The sequence below is a fragment of the Caulobacter sp. Root343 genome (genome assembly GCF_001425745.1).
GTDB lineage: Bacteria > Pseudomonadota > Alphaproteobacteria > Caulobacterales > Caulobacteraceae > Caulobacter.
In genome coordinates, this window is sequence record NZ_LMDF01000005.1 from 287,006 (window position 1) to 313,004 (window position 25,999).

At 68.0% G+C, this 25,999-nt stretch carries 22 protein-coding genes and 2 pseudogenes; 14 read left to right on the forward strand and 10 right to left on the reverse strand.

Annotation, left to right across the window (positions count from 1 at the left end):
• Positions 1–84: 84 nt before the first annotated feature.
• The gene (locus tag ASC70_RS05400; RefSeq protein WP_235519271.1) at positions 85–3,456 is read left to right on the forward strand and encodes a glycosyl hydrolase; all 3,372 of its coding nucleotides are present in this window, start codon (positions 85–87) and stop codon (positions 3,454–3,456) included.
• 215 nt (positions 3,457–3,671) lie between these two features.
• On the opposite strand, the gene ASC70_RS25250 is transcribed toward ASC70_RS05400, so the two are convergent.
• The 3 genes from ASC70_RS25250 to ASC70_RS05410 all read right to left on the reverse strand — a co-directional run bounded on the left by ASC70_RS25250 (position 3,672) and on the right by ASC70_RS05410 (position 8,126).
• Positions 3,672–3,815, reverse strand: a complete 144-nt coding sequence (locus ASC70_RS25250) for a hypothetical protein (protein ID WP_164468825.1) — start codon at positions 3,813–3,815, stop codon at positions 3,672–3,674.
• 248 nt (positions 3,816–4,063) lie between these two features.
• Complete coding sequence (locus ASC70_RS05405; RefSeq protein WP_056047203.1) at positions 4,064–7,147, reverse strand: TonB-dependent receptor; 3,084 nt, start codon at positions 7,145–7,147, stop codon at positions 4,064–4,066.
• A gap of 700 nt (positions 7,148–7,847) precedes the next feature.
• A complete protein-coding gene (locus ASC70_RS05410) occupies positions 7,848–8,126 on the reverse strand; it encodes a DUF1272 domain-containing protein (protein WP_047407482.1) in 279 nt (92 codons plus the stop codon).
• A 274-nt stretch (positions 8,127–8,400) separates the two neighbouring features.
• Between ASC70_RS05410 and carA the strand changes: the two genes are divergently transcribed.
• Positions 8,401–9,567 (forward strand): glutamine-hydrolyzing carbamoyl-phosphate synthase small subunit, encoded by a 1,167-nt coding sequence (gene carA / locus ASC70_RS05415; protein WP_056047207.1) that lies wholly within the window; start codon positions 8,401–8,403, stop codon positions 9,565–9,567.
• Positions 9,568–9,684: 117 nt separating this feature from the next.
• Here the strand turns inward: carA and ASC70_RS05420 are convergent.
• From ASC70_RS05420 to ASC70_RS05425, 3 genes and pseudogenes are all read right to left on the reverse strand, one after another.
• Positions 9,685–10,095: pseudogene (locus ASC70_RS05420) on the reverse strand (DUF559 domain-containing protein); the annotation flags it as partial.
• A 165-nt stretch (positions 10,096–10,260) separates the two neighbouring features.
• Positions 10,261–10,334: pseudogene (locus ASC70_RS25905) on the reverse strand (hypothetical protein); the annotation flags it as partial.
• Between the two features lie 95 nt (positions 10,335–10,429).
• Complete coding sequence (locus tag ASC70_RS05425) at positions 10,430–10,669, reverse strand: flagellar basal body rod C-terminal domain-containing protein (RefSeq protein ID WP_047407490.1); 240 nt, start codon at positions 10,667–10,669, stop codon at positions 10,430–10,432.
• Between the two features lie 397 nt (positions 10,670–11,066).
• Here ASC70_RS05425 and ASC70_RS05430 point away from each other — a divergent pair, with 397 nt between their 5' ends.
• From ASC70_RS05430 to ASC70_RS05445, 4 genes are all read left to right on the forward strand, one after another.
• Entirely contained in the window at positions 11,067–12,773 is a 1,707-nt protein-coding gene (locus ASC70_RS05430) for a M20/M25/M40 family metallo-hydrolase (RefSeq protein ID WP_056047210.1), read from the forward strand.
• Positions 12,774–13,079: 306 nt separating this feature from the next.
• Positions 13,080–13,727, forward strand: a complete 648-nt coding sequence (locus ASC70_RS05435; RefSeq protein WP_056047212.1) for a DUF998 domain-containing protein — start codon at positions 13,080–13,082, stop codon at positions 13,725–13,727.
• Positions 13,728–13,756: 29 nt separating this feature from the next.
• Complete coding sequence (locus ASC70_RS05440; RefSeq protein WP_056047215.1) at positions 13,757–14,314, forward strand: hypothetical protein; 558 nt, start codon at positions 13,757–13,759, stop codon at positions 14,312–14,314.
• A 62-nt stretch (positions 14,315–14,376) separates the two neighbouring features.
• Positions 14,377–15,060 (forward strand): FABP family protein, encoded by a 684-nt coding sequence (locus ASC70_RS05445; protein ID WP_056047219.1) that lies wholly within the window; start codon positions 14,377–14,379, stop codon positions 15,058–15,060.
• Between the two features lie 133 nt (positions 15,061–15,193).
• Here the strand turns inward: ASC70_RS05445 and ASC70_RS05450 are convergent, their stop codons facing one another.
• Both ASC70_RS05450 and ASC70_RS05455 read right to left on the reverse strand, forming a co-directional pair.
• Positions 15,194–15,766, reverse strand: coding sequence for a YbhB/YbcL family Raf kinase inhibitor-like protein (locus ASC70_RS05450; protein ID WP_056047221.1), 573 nt, complete (start codon positions 15,764–15,766; stop codon positions 15,194–15,196).
• Positions 15,767–16,009: 243 nt separating this feature from the next.
• Positions 16,010–16,630 carry a TIGR02466 family protein gene (locus ASC70_RS05455; protein WP_056048447.1) on the reverse strand — a complete coding sequence of 207 codons (621 nt, stop codon included), beginning with the start codon at positions 16,628–16,630 and terminating at the stop codon, positions 16,010–16,012.
• A 76-nt stretch (positions 16,631–16,706) separates the two neighbouring features.
• Here ASC70_RS05455 and ASC70_RS05460 point away from each other — a divergent pair, with 76 nt between their 5' ends.
• From ASC70_RS05460 to uvrC, 3 genes are read left to right on the forward strand one after another with little or no spacing between them, the layout of a single operon-like run.
• On the forward strand, positions 16,707–16,997 hold the full coding sequence (locus ASC70_RS05460; RefSeq protein ID WP_056047224.1) for a hypothetical protein: 291 nt from the start codon (positions 16,707–16,709) through the stop codon (positions 16,995–16,997).
• 3 nt (positions 16,998–17,000) lie between these two features.
• The gene (locus ASC70_RS24355) at positions 17,001–17,282 is read left to right on the forward strand and encodes a type II toxin-antitoxin system RelE/ParE family toxin (RefSeq protein ID WP_082547409.1); all 282 of its coding nucleotides are present in this window, start codon (positions 17,001–17,003) and stop codon (positions 17,280–17,282) included.
• 17 nt (positions 17,283–17,299) lie between these two features.
• Positions 17,300–19,216 carry an excinuclease ABC subunit UvrC gene (gene uvrC / locus ASC70_RS05465; RefSeq protein ID WP_235519289.1) on the forward strand — a complete coding sequence of 639 codons (1,917 nt, stop codon included), beginning with the start codon at positions 17,300–17,302 and terminating at the stop codon, positions 19,214–19,216.
• A gap of 3 nt (positions 19,217–19,219) precedes the next feature.
• Here the strand turns inward: uvrC and ASC70_RS05470 are convergent, their stop codons facing one another.
• Entirely contained in the window at positions 19,220–19,657 is a 438-nt protein-coding gene (locus tag ASC70_RS05470) for a type II toxin-antitoxin system VapC family toxin (RefSeq protein ID WP_056047230.1), read from the reverse strand.
• Between the two features lie 9 nt (positions 19,658–19,666).
• On the reverse strand, positions 19,667–19,846 hold the full coding sequence (locus ASC70_RS24810; protein WP_156396128.1) for a hypothetical protein: 180 nt from the start codon (positions 19,844–19,846) through the stop codon (positions 19,667–19,669).
• A 218-nt stretch (positions 19,847–20,064) separates the two neighbouring features.
• Between ASC70_RS24810 and ASC70_RS05475 the strand changes: the two genes are divergently transcribed.
• The 5 genes from ASC70_RS05475 (at position 20,065) to ASC70_RS05495 (ending at position 25,963) form a co-directional block, all read left to right on the forward strand.
• On the forward strand, positions 20,065–20,787 hold the full coding sequence (locus ASC70_RS05475; RefSeq protein WP_056047233.1) for a hypothetical protein: 723 nt from the start codon (positions 20,065–20,067) through the stop codon (positions 20,785–20,787).
• A 55-nt stretch (positions 20,788–20,842) separates the two neighbouring features.
• The gene (locus ASC70_RS05480; RefSeq protein ID WP_082539857.1) at positions 20,843–22,033 is read left to right on the forward strand and encodes an ImmA/IrrE family metallo-endopeptidase; all 1,191 of its coding nucleotides are present in this window, start codon (positions 20,843–20,845) and stop codon (positions 22,031–22,033) included.
• A gap of 51 nt (positions 22,034–22,084) precedes the next feature.
• A complete protein-coding gene (locus ASC70_RS05485; protein ID WP_369815107.1) occupies positions 22,085–23,158 on the forward strand; it encodes an abortive infection family protein in 1,074 nt (357 codons plus the stop codon).
• A gap of 185 nt (positions 23,159–23,343) precedes the next feature.
• Positions 23,344–24,753: a family 43 glycosylhydrolase gene (locus ASC70_RS05490; protein ID WP_056047238.1), complete on the forward strand. Its 1,410-nt coding sequence runs from the start codon at positions 23,344–23,346 to the stop codon at positions 24,751–24,753.
• Between the two features lie 73 nt (positions 24,754–24,826).
• Positions 24,827–25,963 (forward strand): TonB family protein, encoded by a 1,137-nt coding sequence (locus ASC70_RS05495; RefSeq protein WP_056047242.1) that lies wholly within the window; start codon positions 24,827–24,829, stop codon positions 25,961–25,963.
• Positions 25,964–25,999: the final 36 nt, after the last annotated feature.

Below are 25,999 nucleotides of genomic sequence, written 5' to 3' on the forward strand. Positions count from 1 at the left end.
ACGACGGTTATCGTACACATTCGTTCAATAACACGGCTCCAAAAGCGCCGTCAGACCGATGGCGGACGGGACGGGGAGGACGATTTGGCATCCACGGGCATCGGCCGCGCGCAGGCCAAGCGTCGTCTCCTCCTGGCGCTTCTCGGCGCTTCGGCCCTGATGGTCGAGCCGCGCGCGGCGCTGTCCGCGCCCGCCGGCGACGACCTGGCGGCCGGCTTCGCCACACCGCCCAACAGCGCCAAGCCCCGCGTCTGGTGGCACTGGATGAGCGGCAACGTCTCGGCCGAAGGCGCTCGCCTCGACCTGGACTGGATGCGGCGGATCGGGGTCGGCGGCGTCCACGCCTTCTCCGGCGGCAAACTTCCCGAGCCGATCGTCGTCGACAAGCCCATCCCGTTCATGTCGCCCGAGTGGCGGGCCATCTTCCGCCAGGCGTTGACCCAGGCCCGCGCGGCCGACATGGAGGTCGGGATCGCCGGCTCGCCGGGCTGGAGCGAGACCGGCGGCCCGTGGGTGACGCCCGCCGACGCGATGAAGAAGTACGTCTGGAGCGAGACCACCGTCGATGGCGGCGGAACCGCGCCCTTGGCCCTCCCCGCCCCGCCCCGCACGAGCGGCGGCTTCCAGGGCGCCAAGACCGGCAAGTCGGCGGTCGAGGCCTATGGCGAGGCGGCGGTGTTCGCCTATCCGACCCCGCCGCTGGAGACCGCCCCGGCCGCGCCGCTGTGGACCACCCAGGCCGGCCCCGCCACGCTGGCCGAGACAGTCCCCGGCGCTTCGACCGAGGGCCTGTCGCTGAAGCTGGCCCCCGCCCAGGGCGAGACCGAGGCCTGGCTGGAAGCGAGGTTTCCCACCGTCGTGACCTTGGGCGCGGTCTCGCTCAGCGTCCAGTTCGGTACGAGGCTCATCATCGAGGCCGAGACCGCGCCGGGGGTTTTCAAGGCCGTGGGCGAAGGCGTCGTCGAGGCCACCAGCGGCCCGCTGGCCCACGGCGCGCCGCAGCAGACGCTCGCCTTCACGCCGGTGAGCACCCAGCGGCTGCGGCTGCGCTTCGCCGCGCCGCCGGAGGACTTCCAGCCGCCCGTCGCCAAGATGATGGGACGCCCCAAGCAGGTCAGCTACGCGATCTCGCGCCTGGCCTTGCGGACCGGGGCGCGGATCGACGGCTTCGAAGCCAAGGCCGGTTTTTCGCCGAGCGCGCACGAGGGTCAGCCGCAGGCGGCGATCCCGGTCGGGGCGCTGATCGACCCGGCCAAGGTCGTCGACCTGACCGGCAAGCTCCGCCACGACGGGACCTTGGACTGGACCCCGCCCAAGGGCCGCTGGACGATCGTCCGGCTGGGCTGGTCGCTGACCGGCGCGGTCAACGCCCCGGCCGAGCCCGGCGCCACCGGCCTGGAGGTCGACAAGCTCGACGCCGCCGCCGTCGGCCGCTACCTCGCCCACTATCTGGACCTCTACCAGCAGGCCAGCGGCGACGCCCTGGGGCCCAAGGGCGTCCAGACCCTGCTCACCGACAGCTGGGAGGCGGGCGTGCAGAACTGGACGCCGGCCATGCTCGCCGAGTTCCGGGCCCGGCGGGGCTATGACCCGACGCCATGGCTGCCGGTGCTGACCGGCCGGCTGGTCCAGAGCGCCGACGCCTCCGAGCGCTTTCTGTTCGACTTCCGCCAGACGCTGAAGGACCTGGTGGTCGACAACCACTACGCCGTGCTGGCCCGGGCGCTGAAGGCGCGCGGGATGGGCTATTACACCGAGGTCCAGGGCGACTATCCGCGGGCCATCGTCGACGGCATGACGGCCAAGGCCCGCGCCGACATCCCCACCGCCGAGTTCTGGTACCGCCCCTGGTCCACCGCCCCCGGCCAGCCACCGCTGAAGGCCGACCTCGAGGAGGCCGCCTCCGCCGCCCACGTCTACGGCAAGCCGCTGGTCGCCGCCGAGGCCCTGACCGTGGCGGCCATGCAGGACCCGTGGTCGTTCTCGCCGGCCATGCTGAAGCCGGTCGCCGACGAGATCTTCGCGCACGGCGTCAACCGCATCCTGATGCACGAGTCGCACATGCAGCCGCTGGTCGACGCCAAGCCGGGGCTGGGCCTGTTCATCTTCGGCCAGTACTTCAATCGCAACGAGACCTGGGCCGAGCAGGCCGGGCCGTGGGTCAGCTATCTGAGCCGCACCTCGTACATGCTGCAGCAGGGCCGGTTCGTCGCCGACGTGGCCTATTTCTATGGCGAGGAGCGCAATCTCACCGAGCTGTTCAAGGACCGCGTCAACACCGACGCGCCCAGGGGCTACGCCTACGACTACATCAACCCCGAGGCGCTGCTGACCCTGCTGTCGGTCAAGGACGGGCGGCTGGTGACCCCTAGCGGCATGAGCTACCGCGTCCTGTTCCTGCCCGACACCGTCCGGCGGCTCAGCCTGCCGGCCCTGCGCAAGATCCGCGCCCTGGTCGCCGACGGCGCGGTGCTGGTCGGCAAGCGCCCGGTCGGCGGCCTGGGCATGGCCAGTCCGGACGGCGAGGTCGCCAAGCTCGCCGACGAGATCTGGGGCGACGGCGCGCCGGGGCGAAGCCTGGGCCAGGGCCGCGTCTATGCCGACCTGGCCTCGGCCCTGGCGGCCGAGAAGGTCGCGCCGGACGTCGCGTTCGGCGACGCCGCCGCCGGCGCCGACCTGCTGACCCTGCATCGCCGAACCGCCGACGCCGACCTCTATTTCGTCTCCAACCAGAGCGCCGAACCGCGCGCCCTCGACGCCGTCTTCCGGGTCGAAGGCCGCGCCCCGGAACTGTGGCGCGCCGAGACGGGCCAGCGGCAGGCGCTCAGCTACGAACAGACCGGCGGCGGCGTCCGTACGCGGCTGGACCTGGCCGGGCACGACGCGGTGTTCGTGGTGTTCGACAAGCCCGCGCGCCAGACGGCCTGGACCGCGCCGCCGCGCCAGGCCAGCCCGCTCGCCACCCTCGAGGGACCATGGCGCGTCGGCTTCGAAGCCAAGCGCGGCGCGCCCGACAGCGCGGTGTTCGACAAACTGATCTCGTGGCCGGAAGCGGCCGATCCGGGGATCAGGTATTTCTCGGGGGTCGCGACCTACCAGAAGGACGTCCGGATCCAGCGCGGCTGGCTCAAGGCGGGTCGGCGGATCGAGCTGGATCTCGGCGAGGTCAAGGAGCTGGCGTCCGTCTCGGTCAATGGCAAGCCGGTCGCCACCGCCTGGCACGCGCCCTATCGCGTCGACATCACGGACGCCCTGAAGCCCGGCAAGAACGCACTGGCGATCGCGGTGGCGAACCTCTGGCCCAACCGGCTGATCGGCGACAAGCAGCCCGGGGCCAAGCCCGTCGCCTTCGCGCCGGTCTCGCCCTATCGCGCGGGCTCGGCCTTGCTGCCGTCCGGTCTGTTGGGGCCTGTTCGCCTGGTCGGCGTCGCGTCCTCGCTTCGCGCGGAGCCCTAGGCCAATCGACATTCACCGCGGGTCAAATTTACCACGCCTTCCTGGGCCTTGTGCCCAGGACCCAGGGTTCAGATTCAACAGAATTGAGGCTGAGCTCACGGTCTTTCAGCGGCGCGAACCCAAAGAGTCCATACCGACCTCGAACATAGGTCCTGGGCACAAGGCCCAGGAAGGCAGTGGGATTTGACCCGCCCAAGATGAACGTCGGCCGAGCCCTAGAAGCTCAGCACCACGAAGACCACCGCGCTGACCGGGATCGCCGCCGAAAGGGCCATGTGCAGAAGGGACTCGCCAAGCCCGAGAACCGAGCGGTTGGACGCGGGAACCTTGACCGGGTTGGGGCTGGCGGCGTGGGTCATGGAAGTGCTCCTTGCACGCTCGGAGCTTAAGCTTGGCGCGGTTAACAATCCTGAATCCGCGAGGCCTCCAGCCTTGCGACAGATTGTCCGGCAAGGCCGCCCCCGGGGGCGCCGGAACAAGAGAAATGGGGAGTCCGCGGGCGCAAACGGGCAAAAAGAAACCCGCCGACTCCAAGGGAACGCGGAGGCGGCGGGCGGAGGGAACCGAGGAGGTTTAAGGCCGGCGCCGAGGCGCCGGCCTCGCGGCCTTAGAAGGTCGCCCGCAGGCCGACCAGGAACTGGCGGCCGGGCTTGTAGTAGGTGAACGTCGCGTTGTCGTACTGGAAGTGCGAGCGCAGCTTCTCGTTGGTGATGTTGGTCACGTTGAAGGTCAGCTGCGGCACGTTGCCCAGGCCGAACATCTTCTGCAGATCGAAGCTCGAAGAGAAGTCGGTCTGCTTGTAGTCGTCCGAGAACAGCGCCGCCGCGGTGACGCCGTTCTGGTTGGCGCCGCTGGATTGCGAGCCCTTCCGATAGACGTGGCTCAGGCGCAGGCTGACGCCGTTGTGCTCGTAATAGCCCGTCAGGTTGTAGGTGTACTTGGCCACGCCGAAGGCGGTCGCCGGACCGTTGCTGGTCTGGTCGACGATGGTGGCGTTGGCGTTGACGCCCAGCCCCTCGACGCCGAACCGGCTGGTCAGGAAGTCGAGCGGCTGCACCCACTGGAATTCCAGGCCGTTGATCGTCAGCTTGTTGGGCACGTTGATCTGCGACTGGATCTGGACCGACGCCGCGGTCGGGCCGCCGCGCGAGTTGATCGCCGTCTTCTGGGTGTCGTTCAGGGTGTCGTAGGTGATGCCGTACTGGGCCAGGTACGAGAACGGCTGGGTCACGACGTTGTTGGTCGTGAAGCCGGTCAGCGACTTGCGGAACGCGTTGACCGCGATCACGCCTTCCTGGCCGGTGTAGAATTCGAAGCCCAGGTCGATGTTCTTCGAGAAGTACGGCTTCAGGGCCGAGTTGCCGATGGTGGCCTGGTCGGCCGACGGCGCGCCGAAGCTGACGCCGGGCAGCTGGGCGGCCGGATCCGGACGGGTCATGGTCTCCGACACCGCCGCGCGGGCGACGGCGTGCTCGCCGACGTCATAGGCGATGTTGGCGGCCGGCAGCCACTTCGAATAGGTGTTCTCGGTGTAGACGAAGTTGGTGATGTTCGGATAGCGCGAGCCGTCCGGCAGCTGGGCGCCGCCCGGCAGGGTGTTGCGCGGATCGGCGATCGAGACGCGGCCGCCGATCGTCTGCTTGGTATGGACGTAGCGGACGCCGACATTGAAGCGCAGGTCGCTGTCCAGCACCTGGGTGACGCCGTTCAGCTCGGTATAGGCCGCGCTGTTCTTTTCGTTGATGTAGCCGCCGCTGGCGCCGGTGTTGGAGCCGCCGGTCTCGACATAGGCGTCATGCAGCTTGTCGTAGTTGGTGGCCGCCTTGACCTTGTCCCAGTCGACGGTGACGAAGCCGGCCGGGCCGGGCTTCAGGTAGCTGGCCAGGCTGGTGGTCGGGATCAGCGAGCCGGCATAGGTCAGCGTCCCGGTCTGGCCGGCCGTGGAACCCGTGCCGTAGCCCGGATAGGTCGGATAGCCGGCCGGCGCGGCGCCCGGCTGGTTCAGGCCCTGGCAGGGCGGCTGGCCGTTGGGCGAAGGCAGGTTGATGCTGGGATTGTTGCCGCAGGTCGCGTTCTGCCACGGCCCGGTGTTGTCGTAGCCGCGGATGGTGCGCGAGGCGTCGTCGTAGTTGCCGCCGAACTTCAGGTTCAGCTTCTCGTCGCCCCAGGTGACCACGGCGCGGGCGCCCTTGGTCTCATACCAGCGCTTCTCGTCCTGCATGTTCAACCGGCCGCCGGTCCAGACGAAATTGGCCGGGTTGTTCAGGTCGATGCTGCTCTTGATCGTCGGGATGCCGTTCGGATTGTAGGTGTAGTCGACGGTCGTGCCGACGCCCAGCGCGGTGACCGGACCGAAGGTCGGGCTTTCGCGGTGGAAGGTGCTCTTGGTGTAGTTGGCCTGGGCCTCGATCTTCAGCTTGTCGTTGATCTGCCACTCGCCGCCCGGATTGATCCCCCACAGCTCGGTCTTTTCGATGTAGGGACGGAATTCCAGGAAGAACTGCGAGTTGGCGTAGGTGCCCTGGGTGACCGTGCAGCCGGCCGAGCAGTCGGTCTTGTCGTACTTGGTGTTGGTCGGAATGATCGCGCCGTTGCGCACGATCCACGCCATGTCCTCGCGCAGCAGGTCGTTCTTCTTGTAGCCGTACATGCCGTCGACATAGAAGCTCAGGGCGTCGGTCGGCTTCCATTCCAGGCTGGTCACGGCGTTGAACCGGTCGCGGCGGCCATACTCGGCCGACGGACGGCCCAGGCGCGGCAGCAGGCCGTTGTCGATCTGCTGGATCGAGGCGCCGGGATTGTGGGCCAGCAGGAAGGCCTGGTCGATGGTCTGACCGGCCACCAGGCCGCCGCCCGCGCCGACCGGCACCGTGGTCGGGATCGTCCAGTTGCCGCCGCCCGTGGGGTTACAGCCCGTCGCCGCGCCGCACTGGGCCGCCGACAGGTTCGGGTTGGTGAAGCCGATCGTCTCGTAGCCGCGCGTGTCGGTCTTGAGCCGCTGGCCGGAAATCCCGAACAGGACGCCGAAATTCTCCCAGGTCTTGCTGGCGATCAGCGAGCCCTTGCCGCCGATATCCGCGCCGCTGGGCTTCACGCCTTGGATGTTGAAGGTCAGGTGCTGGCCGGGACGGTCGAACGGACGGGCCGAGCGCATGTCGATATTACCGGCCGCGCCGCCTTCCAGCAGGCTGGCCGAATAGCTCTTGTTGACCGTCAGCTTGGTGAACAGGTCGGTCGGGAAGAAGCTGAGGTCGACCGAGCGGTCGGTGCCCTGCGCGTCGGTGGCGCCCGACGAGGCCACGGCGATCGAGGCGCCGTTCAGCGTCACGTTGGTGAAGTTCGAGCCCAGGCCGCGGATGGCGACGTTGGTGCCTTCGCCCGTGATGTCGCGGGTGATGGTGATGCCGGGAATGCGGTTGAACGACTCGGCGATGTTGGAGTCGGGGAACTTGCCGATGTCCTCGGCGAAGATGGCGTCGGCGAAGCCGGTCGTCTCGCGCTTGGCGACGGTCGATTGCGCCAGGCTCTTGCGGTAACCGGTGACGACGACTTCCTCGACGACGTCGGTCGAGGCTTGGGCCGGAGCCGGCGCGGTTTGCGCGTGGGCCTCCACGGCGACCAGCCCGGACAGCATCGTGGCCCCGAGCAGCGCAGCGCGTCGCAGACGCGCAACCATACACAGCCGTTGCATTGTTGATCCCCTCTAACGAAGCCCGCCATCCGGCGAACATTTTGCTTTTTTGGGCGCCGACAGAAATTGTTAGCGCTACCAGAGCTTCTCCCAAATCGGTCCACGCGTCAACAACACGTCTGACACTGAGGTCTGACCTTGTGGGAAGAGGATCGCGGTCGGCAACTTGGCAGCAACCTGCTGATTAAGCTTAGATTTTTGTAGGGTGAGCGATGGACGCCCGCCGCGCGTTCAAAGAAGAACCGTCATTTTACCGGTGAATTCGAGGATTTCCGGGCCTGAGCGGACCAGAACAGTTCAGACCACTCGCACCGTTTTGACGACCGACCCGAGGCAACTGACCAGACCATATTGGCCTGACGATCGTGTGTTCAAATCCCTCTCTCTSAGAGAGAGGGAGGGGCCCGCGCGCAGCGTGGGAGGGTGAGTGGTTACGGTCTCGCAGATCGAAGCACTCATTACTCCCGACCTCCCCGGCGAAGGCCGGGGCCCAGATTCATCCGGAAAGTTTGGGGATGACGCGCCCTCGCGTGGCGCCGTCCGCGTGAAGGCGCGTGGGTTCGGCCTTCGCCGGGGAGGTCGGCGTTTGACGGTTGGGCAGAGCGCCGGAATTCCCGGCCGACAGTGTAACCACTCACCCTCCCACCGCTTCGCGGCGGGCCCCTCCCTCTCTCTSAGAGAGAGGGATTTTGGTCAGCTCCTACGCCCAGCCGGGCGGTCCCTCGGGTTCGCGGCGGACCATCGGCGCGCGGTGGGCCCTCGTCACCCGTCGCAGCGAGGCCGGATAGCGGTGCAGTTCCGCTTCGGGGCGGATGGGCCGCATGACCAGGCCGCCGCCGCAGTCGGGGCAGGTCTCGTCGAAGCGCAGGTCGGCGCAGTCGGCGCAGAAGGTGTGTTCGAAGGTGCAGATTCGGGCCGCGTCGCTGGCCGGGGGCAGGTCGCGGTCACAGCACTCGCAATTCGGGCGCAGTTCGAGCATGGGGCCGTCCTCCCGTGTTCGTCTGGTTTTCTTGCGTGGAAGCCTTTCACCATAAGGGCTTTTAAGGCCTCCGCGCGAGGGGGCGCGGTCGCATATCACGGGAATGTGGAGCCAAGCGAAAATCGCGTGATCGCCAAGGGTCCGGCAGGGGTTGACCCCCTCCCCCATACCCCCTAGACACCCCGCCGTTTGCTTGGCGGGCAGGGGGTTACCTCTGGCCCGCCTTTTTGCGAAAATAGACACCCGTCAACACGCGTTAGGAGCGCTCCACAGAATGTCCCAAGACCTTCTTCCCGGCGTTACCGGCGTACTGGCCCTGGCCGACGGCACGATCCTGCAGGGCGTGGGCTGCGGCGCGGTCGGCGACGCGGTCGGCGAGGTGTGCTTCAACACCGCCATGACGGGCTATCAGGAGATCCTGACCGACCCGTCCTACATGGCCCAGATCGTCGCCTTCACCTTCCCGCACATCGGCAATGTCGGCACCAATGTCGAGGACGTCGAGCAGGTCACCGGCGTGGCCGAGACCGCCGCCCGCGGCGCCCTGTTCCGCGAGGTCCCGACCCAGCAGGCCAACTGGCGCGCCAACAGCGACTTCGACGCCTGGATGAAGACGCGGGGCGTCATCGGCCTGGCCGGGATCGACACCCGCGCCCTGACCCGCAAGATCCGCGAGACCGGCATGCCGCATGGCGTCATCGCCCACGCGCCCGACGGCAAGTTCGACCTGGAGGCCCTGGTCGCCAAGGCCAAGGCCTGGGCCGGCCTCGAAGGCCTGGACCTGGCCAAGGACGCCTCGACCACCCAGACCTTCACCTGGGACGAGGGCCTGTGGTCGTGGCCGGAGGGCTACGCCAAGCTCGACAAGCCCAAGTACGAAGTGGTCGTCATCGACTATGGCGTGAAGCGCAACATCCTGCGCGCCCTGGCCCATGTCGGGGCCCGCGCCACGGTGGTGCCGGCCGACACCAAGGCCGAGGACATCCTGGCCCGCAACCCGGACGGCGTGCTGCTCAGCAACGGCCCCGGCGACCCGGCCGCCACGGGGCTGTATGCGGTGCCCGAGATCCAGAAGCTGGTCGAGAGCGGCAAGCCGGTGTTCGGCATCTGCCTGGGCCACCAGATGCTGGCCCTGGCGCTGGGCGCCAAGACCGTGAAGATGGAACAGGGCCACCACGGCGCCAACCATCCGGTCAAGGACCTGACCACCGGCAAGGTCGAGATCGTCTCGATGAACCACGGCTTCACCGTCGACAGCGAAAGCCTGCCCGCCCCGGTCCAGGAGACCCACGTCTCGCTGTTCGACGGCACCAACGCCGGCCTGCAACTGGCCGACAAGCCGGTGTTCTCGGTGCAGCACCACCCGGAGGCGTCTCCAGGACCGACCGACAGCCTGTACCTGTTCGAGCGGTTCGCCGGCCTGATGGATCGGGCGAAATAGTTCCCCTCTCCCTTGCGGGAGAGGGTGGCCCGCGCAGCGGGTCGGGTGAGGGGTTGATAAACAGATCCGCCGCGACAGCCTCACCGCCGTCGCGGCGGTTTTCGTTTGTGCGACCCCTCATCCGTCGACTTCGCCGACACCTTCTCCCGCAAGGGGAGAAGGGGGAATTGCGATGGCTTCGAGGATTTGGCCGAGGACCCTGTCGGGGTAGCTCAGCTGTTCGTTCCTGAAGCGCAGCACCCGAAAACCCTGGCCGTGCAGCCACGCGTCGCGCTGGGCGTCCCGTGCTTGATCGTGATGCGGACCATCGGCTTCCACGATCAGCCGATGGCGCAAGCACACGAAGTCCGCCACGTAGCGCCCGATCGGCAGTTGGCGACGAAACTTAAGGCCGTCGAGCCGCCGGTCGCGCAGCAACCGCCACAGCAACTGCTCCGTCGACGGCGCTTGGCCGCGCAGACGTCGAGCAAAGGCGACTTGTCGCGAGCGCTCCACCATGATGAGAACAATACATGAACATAAACACCCCACAACCCCTCTCCCCCTGCGGGAGAGGGTGGCCCGCGCAGCGGGTCGGGTGAGGGGTCGCACGAACAGAGCCGCCGCGACGGCGGACAGACCGGATACAAGCCGACAGGTCTATCGACCCCTCATCCGGCCCTTCGGGCCACCTTCTCCCGCAAGGGGAGAAGGAGACAAAAACTGGGGGCCGCCTCCCGCAAGACTAGGGGGCAAAGCGGGAGGCGGCTGCCGAACGCCCGCTGCAAGGGGGGCGCGCTTTGGGCGTCCGGCGGCTAGAGCCCGTCCGTTCCGGTGGAAGACCGAACCGTCTGGTCAGGCTCTAACGTCGTTGTGGCGGGGCTCAGGCCTTGAGGTCGAGCAGCGCGCCGGTCATCTGGTCGGCGGTTCGGATCACCGCCGCATTGGCCTTGAAGTCGTTCGCGGCGCTGATCTGCCCGACCCGCTCGCCAACATAATCCACGTCGCCAAGGGTCTCGGCCCGGTCGGCCTGCGCCCCGGCCGAAGCTACGCGCTGGGCGCTGGCCTGGAGCCGGTCGGCGGCGGCCATCATGCCGGCGGCGGCGATTGAAAGAGCCTGCATGGGATGTCCCCCTGGGTTGGCGTCTTGGTTGGCGTCTTTGCCGTTGCGTTCTTGACGTCGGTTTTCGCGCCATCTCGGTTAAGGAGATGCAACCAAAAATGGTAAAATTTACGGTTCGGTCATCTTTTTTAGCATCCGTTAACCCTGTTTCCGGCCCGCCTGGCCGGTCTCCGCCAGGGTTAATCTGCCGCTAACCGAACTTGGCGGGGAACGTTGCTGGCCTTGGCGCGCGGGGTGAATGAAGCCCATTGCGAGAACGCGGTTCTCGGCGACAATTCCTGCCCAACATTACAAAACGTTCAGGCGCGGCCGTCTCGACAAGCCGTCAGCACACCGACATGGTTCGGCCCCTGCGCGGGCCGGGGGCGGTCCGCTTTCCCGAGAGGCTCTCACAGACATGTCGTTCACGCGTCGCGCCGCGCTCGCCAGCGCCGCCCTGCTCATGGTCGCGCAACCCGTCCTGGCCGCCGCGCCGGCCAAGCCCGCCGCTTCCTCGATGAAGAAGGCCGCGGCTTCGGACTTCGTCCCCTCGCCCGAGGCCATCAAGGCCCACATGACCTTCCTGGCCGACGACGCCATGGAAGGCCGCGAGGCCGGCACGCGCGGCTACGACATCGCCGCCAACTACGTCGCCGCCCAGTACGCCCTGCTGGGCGTCAAGCCGGCCGGCGACAAGACCGCCGCCGGGACGTCCTACCAGCAGCACGTGCCGCTGCTGGCCTACCGCCCTAACGGCGAAGGCTCGGTCGCGATCACCGGCCCCGACGGCAAGGAAGCGGCGCTGAAGTACGGCGAGGACTACCTGCCCGGTCCTCAGGCCCAGGCGGCCGACCTGACGGTGAGCGCGCCGCTGGTCTTCGTCGGCTACGGCCTGGTCGACGCCGGCCGGGGCCGCGACGACTACGCGGGCCTGGACGTGAAGGGCAAGATCGTCGTCATGCTGAGCGGCGCCCCGACCTCCATCCAGACCGAGGAGCGCGCCCACTTCAGCAATCCCAACGTCAAGCGCCTGGAAGCAGCCAAGCGCGGCGCGGTCGGCGTGATGATCATGCCGACCACCAGCAGCGAGAAGCGTCGCCCGTTCGCGCGCGGCCTGATGGGCATGAAGGAATGGCGGGTGATCTGGCGCAACGCCCAGGACGTCGGCGCCATCCGCGCGCCTAGCGCGCCTAGCCTGGTGACCCTCAGCCTGGCCGGGGCGGAAAAGCTGTTCGCCGGCGCGCCGACGCCGCTGGCGACGGTGCTGACCGAGGCCGAGACCCCGGCCGGCGCGGTCAAGGGCTTCGCCCTGGCGACCAAGGCCAATGTCGTTCTCAAGACCGAGATCGAGAAGCGCGAGAGCAGCAACGTCGTCGGCATGATCGAGGGCGCGGACCCGACGCTGAAGGCCCAGACCGTGATCCTGTCGGCCCATCTGGACCACATCGGCATCAAGGACAACGCCAAGCCCGGCGAGGACCGCATCAACAACGGCGCCCTGGACAACGCCTCGGGCATCGCCACCCTGCTGGAAGTGGCGCGCGGCTTCAAGAACACCAAGGTCCGTCCCAAGCGCTCGATCATCCTGCTGGCGGTGACCGGCGAGGAGAAGGGCCTGATCGGCTCGGACTATTTCGCCAACAACCCGACGGTGACCAAGGCCGACATCGCCGCCGACGTGAACCTGGACATGCCGGTGCTGCTGTATCCGTTCACCGACGTGATCGCGTTCGGCGCCGACCGCTCGACCGTCGGCGAGGCGGTCAAGCACGCCGCCGGCCGCGTGGGCGTGGCCCTGTCGGGCGATCCGCTGCCGGAGGAAGGCCTGTTCACCCGCTCGGACCACTACCGCTTCGTCGAGCAGGGGATCCCGTCGGTGTTCCTGATGACCGGCTTCCAGAACGGCGGCGAAAAGGCCTTCACCACCTTCCTGAAGACCAACTACCACCATCCGGGCGATGACCTGAACCAGCCCATCGACTACCAGGCGGCCGCCAAGTTCGCCCTGGTCAATTACGAGATCGCCCGCGAGCTGGCCGACACTCCGGCCCGCCCCGTGTGGAAGAAAGGCGACTTCTTCGGCGCCGCCTTCGCCCCGGCGGGCCACCCGTCGGCGGCGAAGTGATTGGGGGTTATTCCCTCTCTCTGAGAGAGAGGGAGGGGCCCATGCGCAGCATGGGAGGGTGAGAGGTTACACCCTCCCAGAATGAAACTCCCCTTTACCGCTCCTGGCGAGAGTTGGGTTTGAGGCGGGAGCAAGTCGCGGGTCAGAGTTTCACCGGCTGACGGTGAAACCTCTCACCCTCCCACCGCCGATGGCGGCGGGCCCCTCCCTCTCTCTATGAGAGAGGGGTTTCGCGCCTTCCTCGAATGATCAGCCATTGATTTCGCCCGGATCAGGCCCAAAATCCGAAGCCTCCCTCTTGCGTCAATGGATCCCCCACGCGTGACCGCCCGCACCGGCGCATTCCTGAAGATCGGCGTGATCGCGCCGGCCATCATGGTGGCCGACGTGCTGGTCGCTCAGCGGTTGTTCCCCGGCTTCGACGCCGGCGCCCAGTTCATCAGCGAGCTGGGCGGCCCGGACGCGCCGATGCCGGCGGTGTTCAACTACGGCATGATGGTCGCCGGGATCGCCGGCCTGCTGGCCGGGGCCGGCTTCACCCACGCGCTGGAGCAGGCCGGCGGCCGGCGAGTGGTCTCGGCCTTCGCCGGGCTGTTCGTGGCCCTGACCGGCCTGGGCGCCTTCTTCGCCGGGGTGTTCCACTGGCCCGACCCGATGCACCGGGCCTGCGGCGTCGGCCTGGCGATCCAGTTCGCGCCGCTGTTCGCCGCCTGGGCCCTGTGGGGCAAGCCCGGCTACCGACGGCTGGCCCACTTCTCGCTGGGCTGGTTCCTGGGCCTGCTGATTGTCTTCGCCCTGCTGACCGGGGTGTGGAATGTCCGCACCGGCCACGACGTCGGCTACTGGCAGCGCGGCCACGCCTTCCTGGGCCTGCTGTGGCTGGCCATCGCCGCCTGGACCCTGGAGAAGGGCTGGAAGGCGAGTTCGATGGCGGCTGAACCGGCGGTCGTCTAGCGTCGTTCTCCAGACACAAGGGGGACGTCATGACCAACCACCGCCTCGCCACGGTGATCGCCGCCGTCCTGGCCCTGGGCGCCTGTTCGCCCCAGAAGACCGAGGATCAGCCCGCCGCCCCGGCCGCGCCGGACGAGGTGCGCACCCCCGCGGTCGCGCCGGCCGCGCCCGTCAACGCCACGCCGGCCGAGGGCGCCACGATGGGCGGGGACGGATCCCAGATCCAGCTGTCGGGCCTGACCCGCGCCGACTTCCAGGCCAACGACCTCGATGGCGAGCTGGGCTGCCACTTCCGGACCGACGCCACCGACCCCCTGCTGGTCGCCTATGGCTTCGTCGGCTCCAAGGACGCCGCCCAGGGCCTGGTCAAGGTGGGGACCTATGTCGAGCGGATCGCCGCGCCGGGCGGCTTCGACGGCCTCGTCAACGGCGCGACCTTCACCGGGGCCGGCAAGACGATCAAGATCGCCATCACCGGCCCGGCGACCGGCGGCGGCGAGTCCCCGGCCTACCCCGCCACCCTGACCTACGACCGCGCCGACGGCGCCAAGCGGGTCTATGCCGGGACCTGGACCTGCGGGCCGTAGGGCTTGACGCCGAGGGGCGTCACGCTAGACCCGGCGCTCAGCTTTGCCCTGACGCGGATCCGATGATCACCTTCTCCGACGACATCTTCACCGAACCGGCGGACGTGGATCCGGACACCCTGGCCAATCTGGGCCCCCTGCGACGGCTGGCCGGCGTGTGGGAGGGGACCAAGGGCGTCGACCTGAACCCCAAGGCCGAGGGTCCCGAGCGGCGCGACTTCCTGGAACGCATCGAGATGCAGCCGATCGACCCGCAGGCCAACGGGCCGCAGCTGCTCTACGGCCTGCGCTACCACGTCCACATCGTCGCCTCGGACGAGGACACCACCTTCCACGACCAGGTCGGCTACTGGTTGTGGGAGCCGGCCACCGGCCTGATCATGCAGACCCTGGCCATCCCGCGCGGCCAGGTGGCGCTGGCCAAGGGCCAGGCCGCGGCGGACGGTTCCGGGCTGATGGTCCGGGCCGAGCGGGGCGGGCCGGGCTATGGGATCTGCTCGACCGATTTCCTGGAGTGGGCGTTCCGCACCGACTCCTACCAGCTGGACGTCGCCTTCGAGGCCGACGGCGGCTGGTCGTATGTCTCCACCACCATGCTGCAGGTGCGCGGCCGCACCGCCCCATTCCGCCACGTCGACCGCAACACGCTGCACAAGGTCGCCGAGCCCCGACCCAATCCTTCCGCGCGGATCGCGGCGGGGATGACGCTGGCCGAGGCGCATGGCTTCGTGTCGATCGGCGACTGAGGCCTGCTCTCCTCCCCCTCCGGGGGAGGGGGACCGGCGAACGCCGGTGGAGGGGCCCTGTGAATGGGCCAACGCACGACCGCTTCGCGGACCCCCTCCGTCTCGCCGCGTATTCGCGGCGATCCACCTCCCCCTAATGGGGAGGCAGGGTCTCCGGCGCCTCGTAGGTCGCCACCAGCACGCCGTCGGCCAGGGTGTCGCCCTTCAGGGCGCTGACCAGGGTCTCCAGCGGGATGTTGGGGCCGAAGGTCAGCCGCTCGGCCAGGGCGAAGATCTGGAAGTGGTAGCGGTGCAGGCCGTGGCCGGGCGGCGGGCGCGGGCCGAACCAGCCGACCGCGCCGTTGTCGTTGACGCCCTGGACGGCCCCGCCGACCTGGCCCAGGCCGGGCGTGTTGGGCAGGCCCTCCGGCAAGCTGGTGGCCTCGCCCGGGATGTTCCAGATCAGCCAGTGGACGAACGGCCGCTCGCGCGGGGCGTCGGGATCCTCGACCACGATGGCATAGGCCGCCGCGCCCTCGACCGGCGTCCAGACCAGCGGCGGCGAGCGGTTCTCGTGATAGGCCGAATGGCGGTCCTCCAGATGGCCATCGACGTCCAGCGACGGCGTGGTCAGGACGATGCCGCCGTCACCGAACGGCTGGATCTTCTGGATGGTGATGGCGTCGCCGGAGTGGTCGGGTGGCGAAGGGTCGGGGGAATGGGCCATGGCGGGGTCTCCTCGCGGGAGAGAACCCGTGGGCCAACGGTAAAGTTCACAGCTCTGCCGAATGATGGTTCCCCCTCTCCCCTTGCGGGAGAGGGTGGCCGCCAGAGGCGGTCGGGCGAGGGGTCGCACGACCAGAACCGCCGCGACGGCCGTCGACGCCGGGTGCGAGCGGAGCCGGCTATCAACCCCTCATCCGGCCCTTCGGGCCACCTTCTCCCGCAAGGGGAGAAGGGCGCCTACGCCCTACCGCCAGGCGTAGTTGAAGCTGATGCTGATCCGCTGCTCGTCGGCCTGGTTCGGCGTCACCTCGTGGCGCAGCCAGCTCTCCCACAGCAGCACCGTCCCCGGCGCAGGCTGGACGTAGACGAACGGCCGCAGGTCCTCGGGCGCATCGTCGGCGCGGGTGGGGGCGGCCATCATCATCGGCAGGCGCGGATCCTCGAACTTCAGGGCCGAGGCGCCCGGCGGGATGGTCACATAGACCGTGCCGGAAATGACGCTGTGCGGGTGGATGTGGCCGCTGTGCTGGCCGCCCGGCTCCAGGATGTTGATCCACAGGCTGTCCATCACCAGCTTGCCCGCGCCCAGGTCGAAACAGAGGTCCTTGGCGAAGGCCGCGGCGTGCTTGTCGAGCTTCTTCTTGAGGTCGGCGAACAGGCTGTCGCGCTGCGGCAGGTCGTTCAGCGAGGCGTAGGAGGTGTAGCCCAGATAGCCCTTGTTATAGGCCCAGGCCTGGCCGGCCTCGTCATCCTCGGCGATGGCGACGCAGGCGTCGTGCAGCTCGTCGATAAAGGCCTCGAAGCCCTTCTCGCCGGCGAGGCTGGCTTCATAGAGCGGGGTGACGAAGAGCGGGCGCGTGGTCATGCGGTGGGTCATAGCGTTTGCGTGCGTTGACGACAAACCGGGATTGGAACATCATGGGAACATGGGTGATGACGGAATGATCTTGGAGCTCGACGCGGCGCTCACCCAGAGCCTCCTCGCGCGCGCTAAGGCGGCGGGGCAGACCGTGGAAGAGTACGCGCTCGACATCCTAAGGCGCGCCGTCGAAGAGCCGGGCTTGCAAGATAACGAAGCTCAATGGACCGGCGCGCGCGGCGATGGCTCCGGCGAACGCGACGCCGCCTACTGGCGGGAACTCGAAGCGATCTGCGATGAAGCCGATCAAACGGGCGGCATACCCTGGGAACAGGTCGAGGCTCGACTACTGAACTTCGGACAAAAGCGCTGATCGGTGCGGCGGATCGTTATTGCTGGCCCCGCCTGGGCTGATCTCGAACGCCTACAAGCTTGGCTTGCGGATCGCGACGCACCTTACGCTGAAGCGCTTGGCGTCACGCTTCGAATGGCCATCAACGGTTTGCGCGATTTTCCGGAACGCGGCCGGTCTTCCAAGATCAGCGAGATGCGCGAGTTCGTCGTTCGCTTCCGAACCTGGACCTACGTCATCAGCTATCGGGTTCGCCCGGACCGCGTGACAATCGCGCGGATTCACCACGCCCGAGAAGATCGCTGACTCCGCCGGACTCGCCTATATCTCCCCTCGTGACCGACACCACCACCGACACCTCCGCCTCGCCCCGCCTGTCCGGCGCCGCCCTGATCAAGGACGAGGTCACGCGCCTGCCCGACGCGCCCGGCGTCTACCGGATGATCGGCGAGGCCGACGAGGTGCTGTACGTCGGCAAGGCCAAGAGCCTGAAGAAGCGCGTCATCCAGTACGCGCAAGGCCGCTTCCACACCAACCGCATCGCCAACATGGTCGACGCGACGCGGGCCATGGAGTTCATCACTACCCGCACCGAAGCCGACGCCCTGCTGCTCGAGATCAACCTGATCAAGCAGCTGAAGCCGCGCTTCAACGTGCTGCTGCGCGACGACAAGAGCTTCCCCGAGATCGTCATCCGCCGCGACCACGACGCCCCGCAGCTGCGCAAGCACCGCGGCGCCCACACCATCAAGGGCGACTATTTCGGGCCGTTCGCCAGCGCCTGGGCGGTGAACCGCACCCTCAACACCCTACAGAAGGCCTTCCTGCTGCGCTCGTGCAGCGACAGCGTCTACGACAGCCGCGACCGGCCCTGCATGCTGCACCAGATCAAGCGCTGCGCCGCCCCCTGCACCGGCCTGATCGGCAAGGACGACTACCAAGCCCTGGTCGATCAGGCCGAGGCCTTCCTGCGAGGCAAGTCCCGTGCGGTCATGGCGACCATGGCCAAGGAGATGGAAGCGGCGGCCGAGGAGCTGGAGTTCGAGCGCGCCGCCCGCCTGCGCGACCGCATCCGCGCCCTGTCCTCGGTGGCCCAGGAAACCCAGATCAATCCCGAGACCGTGGACGAGGCCGACGTCGTCGCCCTGCACGTCGAGGGCGGCCAGGCCTGCGTGCAGGTGTTCTTCTTCCGGGCCGGCCAGAACTGGGGCAACCGCGCCTACTTCCCGCGCGTCGCCGGTTCCGCCGACGAGTCCGAGGACGAGAACACCACCGAGGAACAGCGGATCCTGACCGCCTTCCTGGGCCAGTTCTACGACGACAAGCCGATCCCGCGCCTGATCCTGGCCAACCTCGAGCCGGCCGAGGCCGGGCTGCTGGCCGAGGCCTTCTGCGTCAAGAGCGGCCGCAAGGTCGAGATCGCCGTGCCCAAGCGCGGCGAGAAGGCCGACCTGGTCCAGCACGCCCTGACCAACGCCCGCGAAGCCCTAGGGCGGAAGATGGCCGAGGGCAGCGCCCAGACCAAGCTGCTGGCCGGAGTCTGCGAGGCCTTCAAGTTGGAGGCCCCGCCCGAGCGGATCGAGGTCTACGACAACAGCCACATCCAGGGCACCAACGCCGTCGGCGGCATGATCGTGGCCGGGCCCGAGGGCTTCATGAAGGGCCAGTACCGCAAGTTCAACATCAAGAGCACCGAGCTCACCCCCGGCGACGACTACGGCATGATGAAGGAGGTGCTGAAGCGCCGCTTCGCCCGCCTCGTCAAGGAGGAGGAAGAGGGCGACAGCGATAACCGCCCCGACCTCGTCCTGGTCGACGGCGGCAAGGGCCAGCTGGACGCGGCCCTGGAGGTCATGGCCGACCTCGGCGTCGACGACATCGCCGTGGTCGGCGTCGCCAAGGGCCCCGACCGCGACGCCGGCCTGGAGCGCTTCTTCCTGCCCGATCAGCCGCCGTTCATGCTCGAGCCCAAGTCGCCCGTCTTGTATTACCTCCAACGCCTCCGCGACGAAGCCCACCGCTTCGCCATCGGCGCCCACCGCACGCGGCGCTCCATGGACCTGAAGAAGAACCCGCTCGACGAGATCGAGGGCGTGGGGCCGGGGCGCAAGAAGGCGCTGCTGCATGCGTTCGGGTCGGCCAAGGGGGTGGGCCGGGCGAGTGTCGAGGACCTGGTCAAGGTGGAGGGGGTGAGCCTAGCGCTGGCCGAGCGGATCCACGGGTTTTTCAGGAAGGGGTGAGGGTCAGCAGGCGACCGTGGCCAAATAACCGATGCGTGTCTGAGATAGGCCGAGAATGACGGCGTCCCGCGTCGCCAGCGAAAGACTCCGCGTCCGCGCCGTGGCGATCAGGAAGCAATCGCCGGGATCCTTGTGCCCGGTCTCGTTTACGACGCGCGCCGCCTCCAGAGAGATCTTTTGCTGGATGGGCGCCAACCGAGCGCCCAGAGCGCGGGTCGCCGATCTGAACCAGCGATCGACGGGGTCCGCGCCAAGGTGCGGTCGCCCGGCGGCCCTGGACTTCTGGGTCGCCACGGAAAGCTCCCACGCGGAGATCGGCGACACGAAAAGCTCTCCAGCCGCCTGAGCCCGCCCGACGGCGATCAAGGCTTGATCCGAAATGGCCTCTTCGCCGCTGGCGAGCCAATAGAGAGCGTGGGTGTCGAGCAGAAGCCCCGCCAAAGCCCGGCGCTAAGCCTTCGCGGACGAGCGGTCGCGCTTCAAGGCTTGGGAGGCGATCGGCTTGGTCAGGTCGACACCCTTCCTGAGCGCGAGCTGACCCTTCAGCGCGCCAACGCCTTTCACGGTCACGAACTGACCGGTGCTGGCGTCGCGCACGCTGCGCGGGGCCACGGGGGGACTATTTTCCATGGGCTTAGCCATGCTCTCAATATAGTTCGAGCCGAGGAGCTTGTCAGGCCCCTCGCCAAGCCCCGCCGAAGCCCATCTACGACATGCATGGCTGGAACCAGCACGGTGATGGACCGCCAATAGCCTCCGCGCGCAGAGAAGTCGATGGCGGTCATTGCTTTGCGCAAAAATAGAGAGCACAAATCAGGCTTAACGCACAGCAGGCGGAACTGATTCTAATGGGCGACGACCTGAAGAGCCACCTGATGACGCACCTGTCTCGGGATCTCCTGATCGATCTCTACGACATGGCCGGGGCCCAGGCGCTCAAGGCCTTCGAAGGGGTTCGCGACCATTTCGGCCTCGACGAGAAGCGGGCGCGTGAGCTGGTCGGCCAAGCCCGCTTCCGCATGCTCGAAAAGGGATTCGTCGACGTCTGCCAGCTCCACGGTGGCCAGCTTCTGCCCGATTGCGTTATCCCCGGCCGGGGCGTACGGGCTTTCCAGCCGTTTATGCGGTTCGGCGGCGAGGCGCCGGGTGTTGTACTGGGCATCGCCTCTATGCCCGTGGCCAAGGACATCCCGAACAAGAACCAATCACGCTCCGCCGGCGTCCTGCTCAACGACTTCCTGACGCCCCGGCTGGACCTCGGCGACGTCACCGCCAAGCCGGGCGACATCTTCGTCCTCTTCCTGTTCGCCCGCGACCGCGATCGTCCCGGGATGATCGAGGAAGTGGCCGTCGGCATCATCGACGCTGAATACAAGGCCTACCTGTTGTATGAGCCCGTCGACAATTTCCTGGCGGGCTACGCGCCGACTCCCACGCCCGAACCGGCGCCCGAGGAACCCGGTGCCGACAGCGCGCCGTTGGTGCGCCTGCGGCCCGGCCGCAAGGCGTTCAAGCCGCCCGAAACCTTGGAGCAAGACAAGACGGACGAAAGTGGTGGCGACGGCGCCTAGTATTTTCCGGGAGGTGCCCCTGGTCCTAACCGGCCAGGAGCAGTAGGGAACGACCATGCGCGTAGGTACACCTGGGTTCATCCCCGGCCGACTCTCGGAGGCCAGGGACGCAAGACGCATTCCGAGTATGTCTGCCTTGGCGCGACAGCTGGGGATCAATCCGAGCACGGTTTCGCGTTGGGAAGACGGTAGCGCCGCACCCGACCTCGATGTCCTGCAACGGCTCGCCAGCGAGCTGCGGGTGCGCCAGGAGTTCTTCCTGCGGCCGACGTTCGAGGCCGCGCAGCCAGTATTCTTCCGGTCCCTGGCAAGCACCTTGTCACGTGACCTAAACTACCAGCGGGCCCAGATGCGCTGGTTGCAGGAGATCAGCAGCACGCTCGAGCACTATGTCGACCTGCCGCCCCTCGACCTTCCCGATGTCCTGGAAGGCGCTAGCTACCGGCAACTCCGCGACGAAGACATCGAAAGCATCGCCCTGCGTCTGAGGCAACATTGGCGAGTGGGCGACGGGCCCTGCGCCGATGTGGTCAGCGTTCTGGAGCGGGTCGGCTTCGTCGTCGGCAGCATCGAGATGGGCACGGCCAAACTCGACGGCCTCTGCAGTTGGTCTCCCGTGGATGGCCGCCCGCATATCCTCCTGGCCAACGACAAAATGTCGTTCCCTCGCCGTCAGATGGACGCGGCCCATGAAATGGCCCACGCCGTGCTTCACCGCGGCGTCACCAGGGAGGAGTTCGCGCGGGATCTGAAGTTCATCGAGACCCAGGCGTTCCGCTTGGCCAGCGCCTTCCTAATGCCCTCGACGAGTTATCCGATCGAGGTTCGCAGCCCATCACTCGCCAGCCTGCTGACCTTGAAGGAGCGGTGGCGAGTGTCGATTAAAGCCCAGATCCGCCGGCTTGCCGATCTCGAAGTCATCCCGCCAGAATTTGCGACCCACCTCTACAAGCTCTATTCTGCCAAGGGCTGGTCACGCGAAGAGCCCCTAGATCGGCAGTGGGAGCCGAGCGAGCCTCGCGTCCTGCGGGAAGCCTTGCAGCTGATCGTCGACGAGGGCGTGCGCACCAAGGCCGACCTACTGGCCGTCGAATTCACGATCACCGCCGGCGATGTCGAGAACCTCTGCGGTCTTCCGAATGGCTGGTTCAGTCGCGACGCTGCCGAAGTTGTGCGGTTGAAGGCGCCGGCTGACCGCCCGCCGTCCGTCGGTGAGGGTTCGGTCATTCCATTCCGCAAGCGCTAGAACGGGACTGCGGGTGCGTCGCATTTGCATCGAAACGGCGAGTTGACGTTCATGGTCTCGGGTGCCGATACAGATTTCGCCGGCCTTCGCGACCGGCTGCTTCGCCTGTTGGCTTCGGGGCCTCGCGAAAGCGTCGGCCCCGATGTGCTTGGGTTCGATATCGACCAACCGTCTCAGGCCGACAGCCAAGGCTATGTCGGTTTCGAGCGCGCTATGATTTGGCTCAGGGACGAGGGGCTCATCCGTTACGGTGAAACCGTCCACGGCACGGTCGACGATCCCTGGTTCTACGATGTCGTTCTAACGTCCAGGGGAGAGGCGGCCGTCCGCGCCCCGGCCCAGCTCGCGACCGATGTGATCAAGCCGACGGACATGCGGTTCCTGGCCAAGGCTCTAAGTTTCGAGACTGGCTACGTGATGGACTTCAGCGACAGGACCTTCGGAGACTTCTTCCGGGACGAGGTCGGCGTCGACATCGACGAAGGGCGATATTCAGAGGGCGGCGGCTCAAAGGGCAAGCGCCTCCGCTGCTTCCTCCAAAAGGAAGCTTCAGCGCGAGTTGCCCGCGCGCTCCGGGCGCTATGGACCTACCGCTGCGATCTGCCTGACCACAGGCTGCCGACGGCGGACGACGAGGCCATCAAGCGGCGATACTTCGAAATCGTCGAGCGGGTGGAAAGGTCCCTAGATCGGCCGAGGACCGACGCCATCGAGCGCTTCGCCGCCGACGTGACGCTCGATGAGCTGGTCGCCTCGATCCAACGGGACATCGATGCGGGCAAGCCGCAGGCGGCGCTGGACCGGCTGCACACCTACTGCATGAAGAAGTTCGCTCACCTCCTGCGGGCGAAGGGCCTTGAGGTGCATGACAACGACACCCTGAATGGCCGCGTCGGTCGGCTGTTCAATCCGCTGCGTAAGGCCGGGAAGGTGTCGCCAATGTCCGATAAGATCATGAAGGGGTCGGTCGAGGCATTCGAAGCCTTCAACAAGGTCCGAAACGACGCCTCCTTCGCACACGACAATGAGATCCTTTCGACGGCGGAGGCGCACTTCATCTTCGACGGCGTGGTGAACCTGCTGCGCTTTGTGAAGGCCCTAGAGGCTGAGCACTTCGGCGCGTGACACACAGTGATACGGTCGGCGTGCGACAACAATCTCGAAGGTCCGATTTGGGGGATGAAAAGCCAATGGCGGTCTGACGTTCCTTCTCGGCGGCTTCCGCCCCCACCCTTGCGATCATCCTATTTGTCAGACAATAGGTAACCAGCCCCCGCTCCGACGAGGGCGTGGCGTGGTCAGGAGGCCTCATGTCGATCGGTAACCCCCAGGCCCCGTCCCCCTCCCGCAGGGCGATGCTGGCCGGCGCCGGGGCTCTGGCCCTTGCCCACCCCGCCGCCGCCAAGGCCAGCTCCGCCCCCACCCCGGCCAACCCCCTCGTCCGCCAACGCGCCGACGCCCAGATCTTCCGGCATCACGACGGCCAGTACTACATGACCGCCTCGGTCCCGGAGTACGACCGGCTGGCCATCCGCCGGTCCCCCACACTGGCCGGCCTCGCCACCGCCCCGGAGACGGTGATCTGGCGGCGGCCCGCGACGGGCAAGCTGGGCGGCTATATCTGGGCGCCGGAGCTGCACGCGATCGACGGCCGCTGGCACCTCTACTTCGCGGCCGGCGACAAGGACGCGCCGTTCCACATCCGCACCTATGTGCTGCGCTGCCGGGACAAGGACGCCCTGACCGGCCGCTGGGCGCTGGCGGGCCAGTTCCAGACGCCGTGGGACACCTTCACCCTCGACTCCACGATCTTCCGCCACAGGGGCGTGCGCTACGCCCTGTGGGCGCAGCAGGAGCCGGGGATCAAGACCAACAGCAACCTCTACCTGGCCCCGCTGGCGACGCCGACCACCCTGGCCCGGCCGCCGGTCCGCCTGACCGTGCCGACCTTGGATTGGGAGGTCCGCGGCTTCAAGGTCGCCGAGGGGCCGGCCCCGCTGATCCGCAACGGCAAGGTGTTCGTCAGCTATTCGGCCAGCGCCACCGACGAGCGCTACTGCCTGGGCCTGCTGAGCGCCGACGCGGACGCCGACCTGATGGCGCCGGAGGCCTGGACCAAGTCGCCGGAGCCGGTGTTCGTCTCGTCCGAGGCGACCGGCGTCTGGGGGCCGGGCCACAATTCGTTCACCGTCGACGAGCAGGGCCGCGACGTGCTGGTCTATCACGGCCGCGACTACCGCAAGATCCAGGGCGATCCACTGTTCGACCCCAACCGCCACACGCGCGCGCAGCGGCTGTACTACAAGGCCGACGGGACGCCCGACTTCGGCGTGCCGGTCGGCGCGGGGGCGGTCCCCGACCGCTTCGCCCCGCTGGACCGGCCGGGCGTCTTCTTGCGCCACGAGAGCGACCGGGCCGTGGTCGGGACCGGGCCGTTGGCTGCCACCCAGTTCCGCCAGATCCCCGGCCCGGCCGGGACGGTGTCGCTGGAGCCGATCCTCAAGCCCGGCCACGTGCTGAGCGTCGGCTCGGATGGGGCGGTGGCGATCGTCCTTGCGGGCGGCGATCCGAAGGCCTCGAGCTTCCGCCGGGTCCCCGGCCTGGCGGGCGGCAAGGGCGTGTCGTTCGCGGCGTCAAGCGGCGGCCATCTGCGCCACCGCGACGGCGCGGTCGTGGTCGGGACGGGAAATCCGGCGGCGGCGACGTTCTTGGTGACCTGAGGGGTTTCCCTCCCCCCTTGACCAACCCCGCCCCGCTAGGGCCAATACCTCAACCCTAGATCGCGGAGCGTCCATGCGCGGCTTGCTGCTTCTGGCCCTGGCCTTCCTGACGCCCGTCACCGCCCTCGCCAACCTTCCCCCGCTGGTCGGCGATCCCAAGGCGCCGGTGAAGCTGGTCAGTTTCGCGGCCCCGCCTTCCAGCATCGCCTGCGCCGGGACCTCGGCGCGGCTGATCGAGGCCGCGGCCCTGCCGCCCAAGGTCTGGCAGGTGTGGACGCCGCCCGTTCCGCCGGTCGGCGTGGCGGCCTATGTGCCGCCGCCCCCGCCCTCGACCGAGGTCTACAGCTTCTCGGTCGACGCCGATGGCCACGTGACCGACCTCAAGCGCGCCAGCGGCCCGGGCGGGACGATCCCCTGGGCGATCGACGAGCCGGCGGCCATCATCGCCAGCTGGCGGTTCGCGCCGGGCGCGCCGGCCAAGGACTGCACGATCGACCTGGCGCCCCGCTATTCGCCGATCGCCGAGGCCTCGCCCGCCCGGCTGTTCGAGGCCCTGGCCGACGACCCGCGCGCGCCGAACCCGCCGTTGCGCAAGGCTCTGGCGGCCGGGAGCGACTGCGACGGCCCCACGCGCCGGCGACCGCAGACGATCGTCTATCCGGACCTGCGGCCGTTCGACGACAAGACCGTCGACCCCGCCTGGGCCGGTCTGCGCTTCGACATCGACGCCGCCGGGGCCGCGCGCAACGTGCGGGTCGTGGCCCAGCACGGCGAGCCCGCCTTCGCCGACGCCGTCGCCAGCGCGGTGGCCGAGGCCAGATACTTCCCCGGCCCGCCGCGCGCCGGCTGCGCCGTCGCGTTCAAGGCCATGCCCAAGGCGACGCCGCCGCCCCAGCATGCGCCACCGCCCGCCGACGACGATGCGTGCAAGATCACCCAGGCCGAGCTGAACCTGCCCGAGACCAAGTTCTTCCCGCCCACCTTCGGCAAGCGCCGGGTCGGCGGGCGCGCCGTCCTGCGCTTCGACGTGGCGCCCTGGGGCCAGATCGGCGCGATCGAGGTGCTGGAGGCCCAGCCCGCCGCCGCGTTCGGCGACGCCGCCCGCATGTTGCTGATGAGCGCACGGCCCAAGGCCCCGCCCACCGGCTATCGCGGCTGCGTCGTGCCGATCGTCTACGCCATCCCGGCCATTCCGGAAGACGAGTACTGACGGCTTTCGTTAACCGCCACTGCAACCAAACGCCCC

Excerpts from the sequence above, each read along its gene's own strand:
- ASC70_RS05405 (WP_056047203.1), bottom strand. The coding sequence starts at position 7,147 with ATGCAACGGCTGTGTATGGTTGCGCGTCTGCGACGCGCTGCGCTGCTC.
- ASC70_RS05450 (WP_056047221.1), bottom strand. The coding sequence starts at position 15,766 with ATGGCCCATTCCCCCGACCCTTCGCCACCCGACCACTCCGGCGACGCC.
- ASC70_RS05495 (WP_056047242.1), top strand. The coding sequence starts at position 24,827 with ATGCGCGGCTTGCTGCTTCTGGCCCTGGCCTTCCTGACGCCCGTCACC.
- ASC70_RS05455 (WP_056048447.1), bottom strand. The coding sequence starts at position 16,630 with ATGACCACGCGCCCGCTCTTCGTCACCCCGCTCTATGAAGCCAGCCTC.
- ASC70_RS05430 (WP_056047210.1), top strand. The coding sequence starts at position 11,067 with ATGTCGTTCACGCGTCGCGCCGCGCTCGCCAGCGCCGCCCTGCTCATG.
- ASC70_RS05435 (WP_056047212.1), top strand. The coding sequence starts at position 13,080 with ATGGATCCCCCACGCGTGACCGCCCGCACCGGCGCATTCCTGAAGATC.
- carA (WP_056047207.1), top strand. The coding sequence starts at position 8,401 with ATGTCCCAAGACCTTCTTCCCGGCGTTACCGGCGTACTGGCCCTGGCC.
- ASC70_RS24810 (WP_156396128.1), bottom strand. The coding sequence starts at position 19,846 with ATGGAAAATAGTCCCCCCGTGGCCCCGCGCAGCGTGCGCGACGCCAGC.
- ASC70_RS05440 (WP_056047215.1), top strand. The coding sequence starts at position 13,757 with ATGACCAACCACCGCCTCGCCACGGTGATCGCCGCCGTCCTGGCCCTG.
- ASC70_RS05485 (WP_369815107.1), top strand. The coding sequence starts at position 22,085 with ATGGTCTCGGGTGCCGATACAGATTTCGCCGGCCTTCGCGACCGGCTG.
- ASC70_RS05490 (WP_056047238.1), top strand. The coding sequence starts at position 23,344 with ATGTCGATCGGTAACCCCCAGGCCCCGTCCCCCTCCCGCAGGGCGATG.
- ASC70_RS05410 (WP_047407482.1), bottom strand. The coding sequence starts at position 8,126 with ATGCTCGAACTGCGCCCGAATTGCGAGTGCTGTGACCGCGACCTGCCC.
- ASC70_RS05445 (WP_056047219.1), top strand. The coding sequence starts at position 14,377 with ATGATCACCTTCTCCGACGACATCTTCACCGAACCGGCGGACGTGGAT.
- ASC70_RS05475 (WP_056047233.1), top strand. The coding sequence starts at position 20,065 with ATGGGCGACGACCTGAAGAGCCACCTGATGACGCACCTGTCTCGGGAT.
- ASC70_RS05460 (WP_056047224.1), top strand. The coding sequence starts at position 16,707 with ATGATCTTGGAGCTCGACGCGGCGCTCACCCAGAGCCTCCTCGCGCGC.
- ASC70_RS05480 (WP_082539857.1), top strand. The coding sequence starts at position 20,843 with ATGCGCGTAGGTACACCTGGGTTCATCCCCGGCCGACTCTCGGAGGCC.
- ASC70_RS25250 (WP_164468825.1), bottom strand. The coding sequence starts at position 3,815 with ATGACCCACGCCGCCAGCCCCAACCCGGTCAAGGTTCCCGCGTCCAAC.
- ASC70_RS05425 (WP_047407490.1), bottom strand. The coding sequence starts at position 10,669 with ATGCAGGCTCTTTCAATCGCCGCCGCCGGCATGATGGCCGCCGCCGAC.